At 67.1% G+C, this 13,754-nt stretch carries 17 protein-coding genes; 14 read left to right on the top strand and 3 right to left on the bottom strand.

Annotated features, from left to right (window positions below; genetic code table 11):
- The first annotated feature begins 194 nt into the window (after positions 1-194).
- The 11 genes from ACIBJH_RS17055 (at position 195) to ACIBJH_RS17105 (ending at position 6,730) form a co-directional block, all read left to right on the top strand.
- A complete protein-coding gene (locus tag ACIBJH_RS17055) occupies positions 195-425 on the top strand; it encodes a hypothetical protein (RefSeq protein WP_399117637.1) in 231 nt (76 codons plus the stop codon).
- Positions 403-924 (top strand): DUF6879 family protein, encoded by a 522-nt coding sequence (locus ACIBJH_RS17060; protein ID WP_399117638.1) that lies wholly within the window; start codon positions 403-405, stop codon positions 922-924. The genes ACIBJH_RS17055 and ACIBJH_RS17060 overlap by 23 nt, the downstream gene beginning before the upstream one ends.
- Before the next feature lie 27 nt (positions 925-951).
- Positions 952-1,797: a helix-turn-helix domain-containing protein gene (locus tag ACIBJH_RS17065; RefSeq protein WP_399117639.1), complete on the top strand. Its 846-nt coding sequence runs from the start codon at positions 952-954 to the stop codon at positions 1,795-1,797.
- 96 nt (positions 1,798-1,893) lie between these two features.
- Positions 1,894-2,283 (top strand): hypothetical protein, encoded by a 390-nt coding sequence (locus tag ACIBJH_RS17070; RefSeq protein ID WP_399117640.1) that lies wholly within the window; start codon positions 1,894-1,896, stop codon positions 2,281-2,283.
- The gene (locus tag ACIBJH_RS17075) at positions 2,280-2,822 is read left to right on the top strand and encodes an NUDIX hydrolase (RefSeq protein ID WP_399117642.1); all 543 of its coding nucleotides are present in this window, start codon (positions 2,280-2,282) and stop codon (positions 2,820-2,822) included. Before ACIBJH_RS17070 ends, ACIBJH_RS17075 begins: the two co-directional genes overlap by 4 nt.
- 182 nt (positions 2,823-3,004) lie before the next feature.
- Positions 3,005-3,148: a hypothetical protein gene (locus tag ACIBJH_RS17080; protein ID WP_399117643.1), complete on the top strand. Its 144-nt coding sequence runs from the start codon at positions 3,005-3,007 to the stop codon at positions 3,146-3,148.
- 60 nt (positions 3,149-3,208) lie between these two features.
- On the top strand, positions 3,209-4,009 hold the full coding sequence (gene dapF, locus ACIBJH_RS17085) for a diaminopimelate epimerase (RefSeq protein ID WP_399117644.1): 801 nt from the start codon (positions 3,209-3,211) through the stop codon (positions 4,007-4,009).
- Entirely contained in the window at positions 4,006-5,097 is a 1,092-nt protein-coding gene (locus tag ACIBJH_RS17090; RefSeq protein WP_399117645.1) for an ATP-grasp domain-containing protein, read from the top strand. The genes dapF and ACIBJH_RS17090 overlap by 4 nt, the downstream gene beginning before the upstream one ends.
- Positions 5,098-5,134: 37 nt before the next feature.
- Positions 5,135-5,656 (top strand): C39 family peptidase, encoded by a 522-nt coding sequence (locus ACIBJH_RS17095; protein ID WP_399117646.1) that lies wholly within the window; start codon positions 5,135-5,137, stop codon positions 5,654-5,656.
- Complete coding sequence (locus ACIBJH_RS17100) at positions 5,656-6,018, top strand: glutamate ligase domain-containing protein (protein WP_399117647.1); 363 nt, start codon at positions 5,656-5,658, stop codon at positions 6,016-6,018. Before ACIBJH_RS17095 ends, ACIBJH_RS17100 begins: the two co-directional genes overlap by 1 nt.
- Before the next feature lie 187 nt (positions 6,019-6,205).
- The gene (locus ACIBJH_RS17105) at positions 6,206-6,730 is read left to right on the top strand and encodes a hypothetical protein (RefSeq protein ID WP_399117648.1); all 525 of its coding nucleotides are present in this window, start codon (positions 6,206-6,208) and stop codon (positions 6,728-6,730) included.
- A gap of 450 nt (positions 6,731-7,180) precedes the next feature.
- On the opposite strand, the gene ACIBJH_RS17110 is transcribed toward ACIBJH_RS17105, so the two are convergent.
- From ACIBJH_RS17110 to ACIBJH_RS17120, 3 genes are read right to left on the bottom strand one after another with little or no spacing between them, the layout of a single operon-like run.
- Positions 7,181-8,719 (bottom strand): hypothetical protein, encoded by a 1,539-nt coding sequence (locus ACIBJH_RS17110; RefSeq protein ID WP_399117650.1) that lies wholly within the window; start codon positions 8,717-8,719, stop codon positions 7,181-7,183.
- Positions 8,716-9,885, bottom strand: coding sequence for a caspase family protein (locus ACIBJH_RS17115; RefSeq protein ID WP_399117651.1), 1,170 nt, complete (start codon positions 9,883-9,885; stop codon positions 8,716-8,718). The genes ACIBJH_RS17110 and ACIBJH_RS17115 overlap by 4 nt, the downstream gene beginning before the upstream one ends.
- Positions 9,882-11,156 (bottom strand): esterase/lipase family protein, encoded by a 1,275-nt coding sequence (locus ACIBJH_RS17120; RefSeq protein WP_399117652.1) that lies wholly within the window; start codon positions 11,154-11,156, stop codon positions 9,882-9,884. Before ACIBJH_RS17120 ends, ACIBJH_RS17115 begins: the two co-directional genes overlap by 4 nt.
- A gap of 461 nt (positions 11,157-11,617) precedes the next feature.
- Here ACIBJH_RS17120 and ACIBJH_RS17125 point away from each other — a divergent pair, with 461 nt between their 5' ends.
- From ACIBJH_RS17125 to ACIBJH_RS17135, 3 genes are all read left to right on the top strand, one after another.
- Positions 11,618-12,118 carry a hypothetical protein gene (locus ACIBJH_RS17125; RefSeq protein WP_399117653.1) on the top strand — a complete coding sequence of 167 codons (501 nt, stop codon included), beginning with the start codon at positions 11,618-11,620 and terminating at the stop codon, positions 12,116-12,118.
- 45 nt (positions 12,119-12,163) lie between these two features.
- Complete coding sequence (locus ACIBJH_RS17130) at positions 12,164-12,823, top strand: Crp/Fnr family transcriptional regulator (RefSeq protein WP_399117654.1); 660 nt, start codon at positions 12,164-12,166, stop codon at positions 12,821-12,823.
- Between the two features lie 102 nt (positions 12,824-12,925).
- Positions 12,926-13,741 carry a hypothetical protein gene (locus ACIBJH_RS17135; protein WP_399117655.1) on the top strand — a complete coding sequence of 272 codons (816 nt, stop codon included), beginning with the start codon at positions 12,926-12,928 and terminating at the stop codon, positions 13,739-13,741.
- The last annotated feature ends 13 nt before the right edge of the window (positions 13,742-13,754 follow it).

Consider the following 13,754-nt stretch of genomic DNA (forward strand, 5'->3'; position numbering starts at 1 on the left):
AAGGAAAGGCGGACAGGAATCGAATCCGGCCATACCTGGGGTGCGGCGGCCCGTCCGCTCTTCGTCGCTCTGCCCCCGGCCGCGTAAGGTCAACTTCCTTACTCCTGGCAAGTTTCGGCAAGTTCCTAGCTCCACGGCACAGCTGCGGGCAAGCTCTGGCACAGAGATCGTTACCGGCATCCGAGGAGGACATCATGGCCCTGCGTAAGCTCGGTAAGGACCCGGAGAGTCCCAGTGGCGGCTCCCCCACCATCTACCTCGACGAGGAGAAGGACAGCTACCTCGTGCAGGGGCTGAAGGTGGAAGACATCGAGCGCCTCGGGCAGATGGACATCCCCGGCCATGAATCGGTGGTGGAGATCCCCCGGCGCATGGTGCAGTTCTTCCTGGAGGTGAAGAAGGTTGACGAGAACCCCGACGTTTGAGGAGCTGTTCCGCGACTGCCAGCGGACGGCTGTCCATCTGGAGATGCGCGACGCCTACATGAAGTCGGACCCGGCCTTCATCGACTGGAAAGCCGGCATCACACTCGACCCAGCCGAGCGCTGGGGCGACTGGCACAGCATCGTCACGGAGGCCACCTCGCGAGGCGTCGAGATCCGACGGGCCCGCGTCGTCTCGACTCCCATCAGCGAGTACATCCGCTTCGAGTACGACGTGACGGACGGACTCAACATCGCCGCCGGCGAGCACGTGCGCTGGCTCTCCCGGCGAAACTCAACGGCTCTCGCGCTCCCGGGCAACGACTTCTGGCTCTTCGACTCCAGCCTTGTCCTCGTCAACCACTTCGACGGCGAAGGCGAGAACATGGAGGTGGAACTCACGGACGACCCGGAAGTGGCGAAGCTCTGCGAGTCGGCCTTCGAGGCCGTGTGGGCGCGGGCAACACCGCACGCGGAGTTCCAGCCGGCCGAGTCGGCCTGATAGCTCGAACAGCACCGTCGCAGCGACATGACATCGCCATCTTCGAGCGTTCAGGAAGCCCGCCGGGCTCTAGGTAAACGCCTGAGCGAAATCCGGCTCGAAGCCGGGCTCACCAAACGAGCGTTGGCCAGCAGCCTCGGCTGGCACGAGTCGAAGTGTTCGCGCTTCGAGAGCGGCACGCGTCCGCCCTCGGAGCGCGACCTGCGTGCGTGGGCTGCTGCTTGCGGTGCGGAGAGCGCGGCCGAGGATCTCGTCTCGACAGCCCGCGGCATCGAGGGGATGTATGTCGAGTGGCGCAGGTTGGAGCGCACCGGTCTGAAGCAGGCCCAGGAGTCCGTCCTCCCCCTGTGGGAACGCACCCAGCGCTTCCGCTTCTACTCCCCGTGGCTCATTCCTGGCCCGGTGCAGACGGCCTCGTACATCACCGCGCTGCTTACCTCAATTCGCAACCGTCGCGGCCTCATTGATGACGTTCCGGCGGCCGTCAAGGTGCGTGTGGAGAAGCAGCAGATTGTGTACGGCAACCACACGTTCGCGATCCTCCTGGAAGAGGGAGCGCTCCGAAAGCGCATAGGCGGGACGGAGGTGATGGCCGGCCAACTCGGCTATCTGCTCAGCGTTATGGCGCTTCCGTCGGTGAGTATCGGCATCATTCCTGAGGACGCCGACCGTTCCGGCCTCTGGCCCGTCGAGGGTTTCTTCCTGTACGACGACCACACGGTCCACGTCGAACTCGTCTCGGCCCACCTCGCCGTCACGCAGAAGCACGAACTTGCCATGTATGCCCAGACGTTCACGGAACTGGCCGAACTTGCCGTCTACGGCCCGGCGGCACGCGAAATCATCACGGCAGCCATCGAATCCCTGGGGTGAATGCCGGGCAAGTTCCGGCACACTCGTAGAGCCCTTCCCATCGCCCTTCTTAGCGTTACTGGCACGGCCGGAAACGCGCACTGAAGGGGCGAGACGGTGATCACTGTGGCAAGTAGCGGCAAGGCATCGAGAGCAACCGACGGCGCGGGAACCGAAGTTCTCCCCATCGACGTCGAGACGATTTCGGAAAGCACCGAGGCAGCCCTCTCCATGCAGATGGCCACCTCCACCCGCAAGGAAATGGACGCATCCCTGCCGGAGATCGTCGGGCACCTCAACCTCCTGCTCGGTGAGGATCTGGGGGCGGACGAGGACGACGACGTACGAGAGCTGTTCCGCAAGGGGTATCGGCTCCTCGACCTGCAGAACCGTCCGACCCCGGAGACCCCGTCGTTCGGCGCCTTCATCTACCTCCGGGATGCCGCCGACGTCACGCGAAGGCTCCTGTGGATCTACACGCAGCGCCACGGGCTCGGTGCCCCGTGAGTGTCCGGGAGGACCAGATCGTCCGGGAGTTGTCCCGCTACATCTACGCGCACCCTGACGAGCAGATGGCGCTGATGCCGGTGTACGACGCCGCCCGCGACCACGCGCAGCGCGGGACCTGCACCCACAGCCGGCGCTGCCCCCTCGTGACGACGGGCGCGGTCATCGTCGATGAACACAATCGCGTCCTGTCCCTGCGGCACAACGGTGCCTTCGCCCTGGCCGAAGCAGAGCCGGAGGAGCAGGACGACTCGCTCGGAGGGGCGGCCCTGCGTCTGCTGGCCGAGGCGGTCGGCATCCGGGACGTGTGGACAGAACCCGACAGCGATGGCCCCTTCCTGATCGACGTGACCAGAGCGGGGCAACACAGATACGGCCCCCGCCTCCGGATCGGCTTCAGATACCTCTTCCGGGCCCACTCCGGCGCCATCGCCCCGATGGTGATCGAAGCCGGCGCGGCGGCCTGGATGCCCCTTGCGGAGATCGGTATCCCGTCAGTCCGCGACCGCCTTCACGGCCACCTGGTCGGTGCCCCTTGAGCCCCCGCAACCAACAACTCGCCTACGTGGCAAGCCTCTTGGCACTCGGCGGTTCGATCCTCCTGGCCATCTGGAGAGGCTGAATATACGAGCGCCGCACCACCGAGCCAACTCCTGTGCCTCCTCCCCTCGGCACCATCCCCGGTCACAGGCAACCAAGCGACGTCCGCATAGGCGATTTCGTGTTCCTCGACGGGATGTACCTGCGGGTCCGCGACATGAGGTCCGCCGGCACCGCGGGGCGCCGGGTCCTGATCTTCGACGGGCACTCCCCGTGGGTCATGAAGGAGTCGACGACCACGTACCGGCCCGTCGAACTCCTCTGATCCCGGCCCCCATTCAGCCACCACGAGAACTGCCACCTCACGCCAGCGAGGAGCTTCGCCATGCGCTTCCGCAAGATCCACGGAGCGGGAAACGACTTCGTCCTGTTATCCGACCCCTCGCCGAATAGCGAGGAGGACTGGCCAAAGGAGGCCGAGCGCCTCTGTGCCAGGCGAACCGGCGTAGGCGCGGACGGCCTTGTCGTCAGCAGCCTGATCAGCATCAGCCCGGTCGTCCTCGAAGTCGGCTGCTTCAACGCCGACGGCTCGATCGCGACGATGTGCGGCAACGCTCTGCGGTGTACCGCCTGGGCCGCCCACCACGACCACGGCTTCCGCGAGATGAGCCTCCGCATGGCGGGGGTGATGCACGAGGCGATCGTGAGCGACGACTCCGTGTGGGTCACCGCCGAGGTCGGCGCGGTCCATCCCCGCCGCGTGCAGACCGTCATCAACGGCAAGCCCACTTGGTTCGACAGCGCCCACACCGGCACCGAACACGTCGTCGCCGTCGTAGACGACGTGGATGCCATCGACGCGGTACTCGTCGGACGCCTCATCCGCCACCACGCCGACCTGGCCCCGCTGGGGACGAACGTCAACTTCGTACAGGCCGCCGGCAGACAGGCATTGAAGATCCGCACCTACGAGCGCGGCGTCGAGGCGGAAACCCTCTCGTGCGGGAGCGGAGCCGTCGCGGCCGTCGTCATCGCCACCCTGCGCGGCCTCGTGTCGCCGCGCGCCATCACCGTCCACAACCGCGCCGGGGAGCCGCTCACGGTCCGGCCACACCCCGACCGACCGAAGCGAACGCACTGGGTCGGCGGACCGGTCACCCACGCCTTCGAAGGGGTCCTTGCATGACTCAGTTCCTCACCTCCAGCTCTGACCTCGCGGTGCGCGAAGCCACCCAGAACCTTCGCGACTGGCAGCGCGACCGCGAGGGGCTCGGTGTCGCCCTCGTCCACGGACCGGTATCAGCCGAGGACCGGCTCTACCACTCGAAGTGCCCCGTGGACCAGCGCTCCGTGACCGCCCTGTCCGAGGCCCTCGACGACATCGGCGCCCGCTGGAAAGTACTGAACCCTTGCGAGCCGGACTTCATCACGCAGTTGGCCGGATACGACGTAGCCCTCTCCAACCTGCACGGACCGTACGGGGAGGACGGAAGGCTCCAGGGCCTGCTCGACTACCTGCGCGTGCCGTACTGCGGTAGCGGAGTCGCAGCGTCCGCGGTCGCCGCCGACAAGATCCTCTGCAAGCGGGTGATGCTGAGCCTCGGCGTCCCCACCCCCGGGTGGTGGGTGTGGTCCGGCGGCCCGATGCACTGGAACAGTCGGGCGGCGATGGTCAAACCGCCGTTCGGCGGCTCCAGCGTGGGTATGAGCCTGGTCCGCGAACAGGCAGAGCTTCCCCAGGCGTTGGCGGACGCGGCCAGCGAAGAAGGCGACGCCGTACTGGTCGAGGACTACCTGACCGGCGTACCGCTGACCGTGGGACTCCTGGAACTACCCGGAGGCGCGGTCGTCGTACTCCCCCCGCTGGCCACCGAAGCCACCGAGGCGGAGTTCTACGACGCCGACACGAAGCTCGACGTGGACTCCAAGGGCGCCGTAGCCGTTCGGGCCGCCGAACTGCCGCCCGAGGTACTGGCCAAGGTCACCGAGCACGCCACGACGCTGTGGGACGGTCTCGGGCTACGCGGGTCAGCACGCGTCGACTTCATCCTCACCGAGGACGACCAGCCGTACGTCCTGGAGGTCAACAGCACACCGGGCATGTCCCGTGACAGCAACTTCGTGGTGGGCGCCGCGATGGTCGGACTCACGCACACGGATGTCGTAGTGGCGATGCTGCACGAGGCGTTGGCCCACCCGCCATACGATGTTCCCCTGCCCACTCCCGCGTTCTCCAGCACCAGGCTGACTCGGGAGGCTGCCGTCTCTCCGTAGGAGCCCGCCCGCTGTGTCGCGCGTCCACGATGTCCCCATGTGCCGACAGCTCATCGCCCCCGAGGAATGGGATCGGCACGGAGGATGGGCACTCGGGGACAGGCTGGAATGGTCCAACCGGGCGTGCGGCCTGGCATCTCTGAGGATGATCCTGCTCGCCTACGGGCGCGAGGCACCCACGGTCACGGAACTGCTGAAACTCGCGGTCAAACACGAGGTTCTGACCCCGCGTGGGGCACTGCACGCGGGGATCGCGAGCCTGGCCACCGACCTCGGCGTCCCGGCGACCTCAGAGCCTCTACCCGTCGAAGACCTGCTCGCCCGCCTCGATGTCGCACCGGTCATCGTGTCCGTCACCGAGCAGCTCCCCGACGACGGACGTTCCGGGGGCCACCTCGTCATCCTTCGCGGCTACGAGGACGACCCCGACCCGACGCTCTTCACTCGGGACCCGTCGGCCTGGGGCCAGACGCACGATCAAGTCTCCCTAAGTCGCCTGTCCCCTTCCTACGCCGGCCGCGCGATCACCTTCGCGCCCCTGAACAACGGAGAATCTTGATGCCCGAGACAGACGGCGAGACGACCGAGGCCGCAGGCGGCCGAAGGATCGCCGTACTCGGAGAGATGCTGGAACTGGGCGACGAAGCCGTCGAAGCCCACCGCGAGGTCGGGCGCATGGCAGCGGAGAACGGCGTCGATCTCATCGTGGCGGTCGGCGATACACTCGCCAAGCAACTCGCCCTCGCCGCCGGCGCGGCGGGCGTGCCGGACATCGCGATGGTCGGCGACAATGGCACCGCCGCCGCCTACCTGGCCTCCATCCTCCGCCCCGGCGATGTCGTGCTCGTGAAGGCGTCCCGCGGCGGCCAGCTCTGGCAGATCGCCCAAGCGCTCACTGGACAACCCGTCACCGGCCTATGAGCAACCGTCGGCCCGGTAGCGCGCCAGGTTCAGCCGACTCCGGCTCACACTCAGGACTTGCAGACGTCAACCAATTGTGGCTGCAGCCAACGTGGTACCCCGACCCCAAACATCTCACTGCGGGCCGGGTCGAGAACGCCCGATGCGGGATCTAGAGCGTGCCTCCCTTTCCGGCTACGTTGCCCGCATGACGACACAGCTCGACCATGGAATCGATCCCGCGCCGTCGATGCTCCGGTGCGAGATACGGCAATCCAAGCTCTATCCCAGCCTCGTTCTCGCCTTGCGCGACATGCGGCAGGCCAACGGTCGTGATCTGGTGACGGGAGCGGGAGAAGGCAACGAATCGTGGGTCGGCCTGAGCTTGGCGATGATTGTACTGGACACGCTGTCCGGCCCCAGCCCCGGCCACGTGGGCAACAGTTGGGACCGCCTGCTCACTTCACACGGTATCCCAGCGGACGACGCAAAGATCGTCTACAAGCTGCGCTGCTCCCTTCTGCACGGTTACGGTCCGCCGAAGCCCAGCGCCGTGAACAACAGGAAAGTACTGCTGACGTCTGACGCGGCGGCCTACGCGGTCGATACGTCCACGACAGGTCAAGTGCTCATCAGCGTGCCCGTGTTCTGCGGACGGCTGGTGGAGCGGATTGCCCACGCAGCGCCAAGGAATTGGGACACAAGCCTGATCGATACCGACATCCAGCTCTGAGCCCAAAGCGGGCTCGCGACGCACTCCACATGGGGCGGCATCGGAATGACGTCGCACGGAGCGGGATCTGGCATATCCGCAGTTCAGCGCAGGTTCAAAGCCACCCGGATCATCACCAATCGAGGGGTACTTGTGAGTCACCCTGCGCGGACAGTGACACACTTCCCTCCCAGAGCACACCACCGTTCTGGCACGCGCAGCTTCGATCGCCACCGGACGATCACCGGCACCCAGTAGCCCACGCAGCGGGCCGAGACACTCCGCAATCTCGACGCAATCTGACAGGACTCAGCCTAGGTTTGCGCGGTAGCGAGATCGGCGTCTCGCCGGCGAGTTCCCGGCCGTGCGGGCCTGCCAGGCAACGTTGGCTGATGGACCTGGCTGCCGAGGTCGAACCGTCGCCTCGGGTCGGACCTCCTGGCCCTTGTCGGCGCACCATGCCTCCGGGGGTCACTCCTCTTCGACGTGCAGCAGCGCCGGGAGCGCGAGGAGGCCGGGGGCATCGGCCGAGTCGCGGTCGAGAACTACGGTGCCCGTCGGGGTGGTGAGGGTGAGGGAGCCGACGTGGCGGGCACCGGACCACCACTCTTCGACGATCCGCGTGAGCCGGGCGCGGGCCGGGCGCGTGACATCGGTGAGGGGGACAACCACATGGTCAGGTGTCGGGAACCGCAGCTCGCCATCGTGCACGCTGGTGTCAACAATGAGCCGGGCCAGCTCCCACATCAGGTCGCGGTCTTCGCGGCCGGGGCCGCAGCGAATATCGAGCTGGTACTCCGTGCGATGGGGCGCTTCCCGAGCTGCGGCGACCATCAACGGCTCCCACAACTCCGTGGCAGTGGGCGTGTCTTCCAAGGTGAGGCGCACCCCAGAACCGTCTTGCGGGCCCAGTCGGAAACCCCGCACCGGTCCATGCGGGGACCGATCGCGTTGACGTACGGACACCCTCGGCTCGCCGGGCTCCGGGGCCGTATATGTGAGCAGAGCCGAGGGATGTGCGGCAGCCATCAACGGCATCACACGCTCCTGAATGTGGCGGCTCGGCTCCGGCTGCCGGATCAGGTCGTCGTAGAGCAAGCCAAGCCCTTCACCGGTCAAGGGGAGCGTCCAGTGATCGAGGGCTTCACGCCACCCCACTTCGTGCGAGCCGCGGCGGCCTCTGCGGCGCGCGACCCATGCCGACAGCGCGGCAATGTCACCAGCGTCAGCCTGCGGCCCTCGCAGATCCGAACGCGAGGACAGCCACTCGTCGACCGAGTCGACGTCCCCTTGGCGGCAGCGCAGATATGTGACCGCCAGGTCGAAGAGCGTGGACTCGCCGACTCGCGACGAGGCGGCGGACAGCGGCCCGCGCCACGCCTGCGCGATGGTTCCGGCCCACAGCGACTCGCCGCAACGCAGGGCCTCCAACAGGGTGTAGCCGGAGTCTGCCACCGGTCGCAGTGTCAGACGGGCGCCGGATAGGCCCTCAACCGGGTCAACAGTCACGGGCAGGCCGGGCGGCACCAGCGTGCAGGCGGGCGAGCGCTTGCCACCCCCCACTTGGACGGCAAGTGGACGCTCGGCCGTGCCGATCGGGACGACAGCCGACGCGTCCACCTCCGTGTCACGCAGGGCCGAGGGCGGCAACGGCACCCACCCGTCGGCACCGCTTCGAGGCCCCTGCCACAGACACAGCCACCCGCTCGTGCTGCGACGCCCTCGGTCCGACGGCCGCATCTCCGGAGTGGTGTCCGTCGCGAAGCGTGCCGTCCGGTCCCCGCCGGTGACGAGCGTGCGGCGCAACGGCAAGTACGGTGACCAGCCGCGGAGCAGGAACCGCTCGCCGACTCGCAGTTCCACCGTGTGCGGTTGGTCGACGCTCAGGGGAAAACGGTCTAGGACATGGTTGCGGCGGTCCAGGATCTCCGCCGCGCCGACGACTGTGCCCTTACGGGCAGCCGGCACGGTCGGGGCAAGCACGGCGATCCGTTCCGTGCGGGAACTCACAACTCTCCCAAGGTGAGGGTGCTCTGATGGCTGGGAGGGGACAGCCACACGTCGAAACCGGTCGCGGTGAAGCGGCCATTGACGAAGTCGGCATCGACCCGGGCTGGCCCGCTGGGACCCTCGCCCTGCCACGGGTCGGGCTCGGGATCTCGCCGCTGAATGGGACGCCCGCCGACGCGCTCGGACAGTGTCCACATGGCCGACGAGAGCGCGTCACCGGGATTCGTGTCGAAGTGGAACGGCACCGGCGGGCATGCGTCGAACGTGAACACGGTGCCGCCCTTGGTGGAGCTGCCGGAATAGTCGCACACTTGGCGCGGCTCGTCCGGCGCGCGCAGCCCTGGCCATTCCGTAAGCTGACGGACGTACGGCCCGATGGTGTCCGTGGTGACCTCCCATCTCGAGCCCTGCCGAGGCTCGCGCGGCATGCCCAGCGCCCTCAACACCGCGCGGGTGAACAGCGAGGGCGACTTGAGGCGGGCGTACGCGTCGGCGGTGACGTCGGTGGACCGCAGCACCAGCCGATCCCGACTCTGGGGATCACGCGCTGGGGACTTGAGTGCGGTGGCATCGATGCCAGCCGCCTCCTCCAGCGACGACGGCATGCCGCGACATGCGTCGACGAAGAAGAGCTGCTTCTCGGCAGTATTGTCTTCCATCCCCAGTACCGTGCGATCCAGGTCGACGGCGTTCTCGAAATACGAGAACAGACTCTCGCCCGTGTCCTGCAGCAGCAGGCCGTGCGGGCCCCGGCCGACCTGGACGCCGTGCCCGCAGAAGTGGAACAGCGCGACGTTGTCCGCATGGCCGTCGCAACGCTCGTACCAGCGCTCGAACGCTGCTCTCACCTCGCGCATCATGGCCGGTGCGATCTCCGTCGAACCTTCGTCGCCCGCTAGGCGCACCGGATCCTCCGCCGAGATCAGCACTTCCAGGCTGCCCAACGGCAACTCCGGGCGCGCGCCCAGCGGACCGAGAAGGGCCTCGCACATCGCCGTCGCGGACACGGGCGGCGCCGTCAACTGCGCGAAGCCTCGACAGTGGTCGTCGCGGCGAGCCCTGGGCCGCTGATGCGTGCCGCCCTTGAACCAGTCGTATTGCCCCACGCCGATCACAAACGCGTGCAGCGCCGGTCCGTCGATGGCGAGATCCCTGAGCGTTGTCACGAGCGGACCCCCTCGGCAACCCGGCGAGCCAGCCTCCGGTGGAAGTCCGGCGAAGTGAGATACGCGCCGTGTGGCAGCAGTGCCCCACTATCGAACACCAGATCCTCAGCGCCAGCGAACACCGGCCCAACCACGAACGCCAACGGATCCCGTACGTCCACGACGTTGATCCAACGCGTCACGTTCGGTAGCCGCGATACCTTCGCGACCTGTGGAGACGGCACTGCCGGGTCGCTCGCGGCGAACAGCTTCAACTCCTCGAACAGGCCGACCTGCGTGCCCACGGTGACCAGCAGGTCGACGCGTACATCAGGCCGGTAGAACGAGAGGACGTCGTGAACGATGTTGCCGCCCATGCTGTGCGCCACGACGATCAGCGGATCACCATACGCCCGCACCGCACGGGCCGCGTCGTCGAGCGCCTTGCCCACCAATTGCACGACAGGACCCGGCTGCTCGACACTGCCGCGCCCTGCGAGATACCCGGCGACGTCCGCGAACAAGAGCGCGCCCTTCGGCGTGAAGCGCCGACTCACCGCCATCACACCGCTGGCGACGGTCTTCGCGAAAACGGCGTTGATCCGTCGCACGGCCGCCCGCGCGGGCCGGGGCACAGACACACCTCCGAACCGCTCCCACTCGTCCGGTACGTCCTTCTGCCCGCCGCTTTCATCCAACTCGTGCTGCCAGGCGTCGAGTTCCTCGTCCAGGCGATCCAGAAAATCGACGTCGGCCTCGACCTCACCAAGCCACGCGAAGAACTCGACGCCATCACCGCGTCGGCCGTCGCCGGTCTTGCGCGCCCAATAGGCCACGGCCCTCGCGCAGAAAGCGACCGTCGCGTCCCGCTCCTCGGCCGACCGTGCCTCCACCGACGCCGCCAGCAACTCCACGGCCCACAAAAGCGACGCCCGCGCGGCCGTCACCAGCACGTGTCCTTCGGCGACATCCGGCGCCGCCGCCACAACTCCGTCGACCATCTCCGCGACCGAGTCGTCGATCTCAGCCTCGTCGCCACCGAGGGATTCGACTCCGGCGACGTGCAGACTCGCCCAGTTCCATGCCGGCGGCGGCAACAGCGCTCCCCAGCGCGGATTCAGGATCGGCGTCTCGGGCGACCGGCAGCCAGCCGCTGGCATCAACGCGAGCCGAAACCAGCTGTCCCGAAGGGCCGTCCGCCGCTCATCTTCCGCCCCACGATTGGCAATTCCGTGCACGTGAACCAGCGGCATCGTTTCCCCCTCAAGCCCGGACTGTTCATTCTGCAGCACCGGACCACCCTCACGAGGGTGGGTGAACTACCCAGGAGGACACTGCTTTCGAAGAGAGCATGCCCCACCCCTTTCTCAACGCCGGTCGCAGCTCGTTCGCTGCCTTCCTCGCCAGCGAGTTACCCAGTACTTGGCGCTTGCCAAGATCGCCCGTGCCGCCAGATCCGAATACGACACGGCTACCCCGTGACCGAGATCGCTGCCACGGACGAGCGACGTGGGGCGAACGGCGCCGCCAAGCCAGACTGCCGTGAAGGACCCTCAGTTAGCCACTAGAACTGGAACCCACGACGTGGGGCAGGTCGGCCTGTCACCCAAACCTGCAGCAGACTCCGCCGCGTTCCGATAGCCGCGGAGTGAGCGAACCAGCGCGTCTCGTGCCCTGCGATAGGCAACGCTCCTTCACCTCTGCGAGCAGGCTGGCGACTGCCAGGACAAGCACACCGACGCCAGCGGAGGACGTGGCCGATATGCAGGAGCCATGGGGCATTCCGACAGACCTACAACAACTGCAAGGGCACGCCGAACGCGCCTTCGTCGAGGTGCAGCGGGCGGACACCAAAGCAACGGCGTTGTGTGGAATTGCCGGCGGACTGCTGGCAGCAGGGGTCGCCGTTCTGTCGAGTACAGACGTTCTGCCCTCCATCGGGGTTTTCTCCCTACTACTGATGTGCCTGTTGCTGCTGTTCGCGATAGGGGCCGCGTTGCTCGTACTGCGCCCCGTGGTGCCAGGGGCGGGATTGCGGGCCGAACTGATGGCCGAGGCAGTCGTACACCTCAGGTTCGGCGTGAGTGCAGCCGCGCATGGGGAGCTTGAACGACATGTCGAGGCACGCCGTTTGCGGGTTCTCGCCTGGCTCGCGGACAGAAAGCTGCGCGCGGTCCGCCTCGCCGTCGATTTTTCCCTGGCGGCTCTTCTGATGGCTGGAATATGCCTGTTGAGTTGCTTTCTGGTTAATTGAGACGATCGCCTCAGTGTGTGTCGGGGCCGCGCAGCAGGGGGCGACGTGTATCAGCCGCATGCCATGGTGATCGGTAACGAGTTATGGGCCTGCCTGAGGGCGTTGGCACCGCAGCACGTCCGTCCCGCCCGGAGTGTGCTGCTGCGGCAAGGAGACGCGGCAACACATGTCATCGTCCTGGAATCCGGGTCGACAATGATCACCTTGGCCGGGGCCAGCGGGGAAAGGACACTGCTCGCCGTGCGCGGCGCCGGTGAGTTGCTTGGAGAGTTGGCGGTGCTGGACTCTCAGCCACGCACAGCCACCGTAATTGCCGCCGAGCCCTGCCACGTTCACATCGTTCCAGCTGCTGCCTTCCTCACCTTCGTCGACGAGCATGACCTGCTCGCCCCTCTGTTGCGGCATGCCATTGCCCGCGTCAGGGAGTCGGAGGCCGTCCGGCTCGAACTGGCTACAGCGTCGGTTCCGCTGCGTCTGGCATCGGCTCTGTCGCGCCTGGTCGACGTCGCATCCCCTTCGGCCTCGGATCTCGCCGTGCGTCTGACACAGACGGAGCTCTCTCAGATGATCGGAGCTTCGCGCAACGCGGTGGTCAACGCGCTCAAGCCGTGGCGCGAGCAGGACTGGATCCGCACCACCTCTGGTGGCGGGCTCCTCGTTCGCGACATCCATTCGATTCAGTCACACGCGCGTACGCAGACGTGACGGGCCGCACTTCAGGCGTGCCCACTGCTGGGCAGCGGCGGCCGTCCAACCCGATCAGCATGGGCATTTCCCTGACCGCCTGTGCTGAAAGGACGGTGCCCGATGGATGCGCCGCTGCAAGCAGAGTCCCTGGACGTGCCCGCTGAACTCGCCCTCGTGGCGATCGACATGGAGAAGTACAGCCAGATCCCCGAGGCGAAGATGGCCGCCGCGCGGTGCGACGTGGACGACATCGTGGCAAACGTGCTCGCCGAATGCCGGCTGCCTGCTCCGCAGGATTTCCCCGGGGGTTACAAGGACAACGGCGACGGGGCGATCCTGCTGTTCCCACCCTCGGTGCTGGCTCGGCTCGTGGACCCGCTGCTGGGCCGGCTCAATGCGGCGCTGGTGCGCTACGAGCAGCAGCGGCTGGCCAGCAGTCCCGTCGTGCGACTGCGGACCAGTGTGCACGTCGGCCCGCTGTCCGTCCCCGACCACCGCGGCAACGCCATCAACGACACCACTCGGCTGCTCGACAGTCAGGCAAACCGCCAAGCGCTGTCCGCCGCGAAGGACAGCGGCGTCTTCCTCGCTGCCGCGCTCTCCGAGATCGTCTACCAGCGCACGGTGCACGCAGGACGCACGCCTGATCTGGGCCCGCACCACTTCCTTGAGGTGATTGCCCGCGTCAGCGACAAGCCGGGCTTCGAACAGCCCTGCCGGATCCACGTGCCCGGACTGACCGGACCGGCCGTGCGCCCCTACGTCTCGGACGCCGCATCGCCGGCTGCTGCCTCGTCCTGCATCACGCAGCCGAGCGATGCGACGGCGACACCGGCTGCCAGCACTGGCGGGACGTTCCAGTTCCACGAGCAGGTCAGCGACGCCACGATCGCCAACAGCATCGAAACCCTGCGAATCGATCGCCGCCAGCGGTGAGGCGCCCGGCCTT

The organism is Streptomyces sp. NPDC050548 (genome assembly GCF_044457385.1).
Taxonomy (GTDB): domain Bacteria; phylum Actinomycetota; class Actinomycetes; order Streptomycetales; family Streptomycetaceae; genus Streptomyces.

What these genes read in the sequence shown, in the direction of transcription:
- ACIBJH_RS17065 (WP_399117639.1), top strand. Translation starts at nt 952, where the DNA reads ATGACATCGCCATCTTCGAGCGTTCAGGAAGCCCGCCGGGCTCTAGGT.
- dapF (WP_399117644.1), top strand. Translation starts at nt 3,209, where the DNA reads ATGCGCTTCCGCAAGATCCACGGAGCGGGAAACGACTTCGTCCTGTTA.
- ACIBJH_RS17090 (WP_399117645.1), top strand. Translation starts at nt 4,006, where the DNA reads ATGACTCAGTTCCTCACCTCCAGCTCTGACCTCGCGGTGCGCGAAGCC.
- ACIBJH_RS17135 (WP_399117655.1), top strand. Translation starts at nt 12,926, where the DNA reads ATGGATGCGCCGCTGCAAGCAGAGTCCCTGGACGTGCCCGCTGAACTC.
- ACIBJH_RS17095 (WP_399117646.1), top strand. Translation starts at nt 5,135, where the DNA reads ATGTGCCGACAGCTCATCGCCCCCGAGGAATGGGATCGGCACGGAGGA.
- ACIBJH_RS17100 (WP_399117647.1), top strand. Translation starts at nt 5,656, where the DNA reads ATGCCCGAGACAGACGGCGAGACGACCGAGGCCGCAGGCGGCCGAAGG.
- ACIBJH_RS17055 (WP_399117637.1), top strand. Translation starts at nt 195, where the DNA reads ATGGCCCTGCGTAAGCTCGGTAAGGACCCGGAGAGTCCCAGTGGCGGC.
- ACIBJH_RS17105 (WP_399117648.1), top strand. Translation starts at nt 6,206, where the DNA reads ATGACGACACAGCTCGACCATGGAATCGATCCCGCGCCGTCGATGCTC.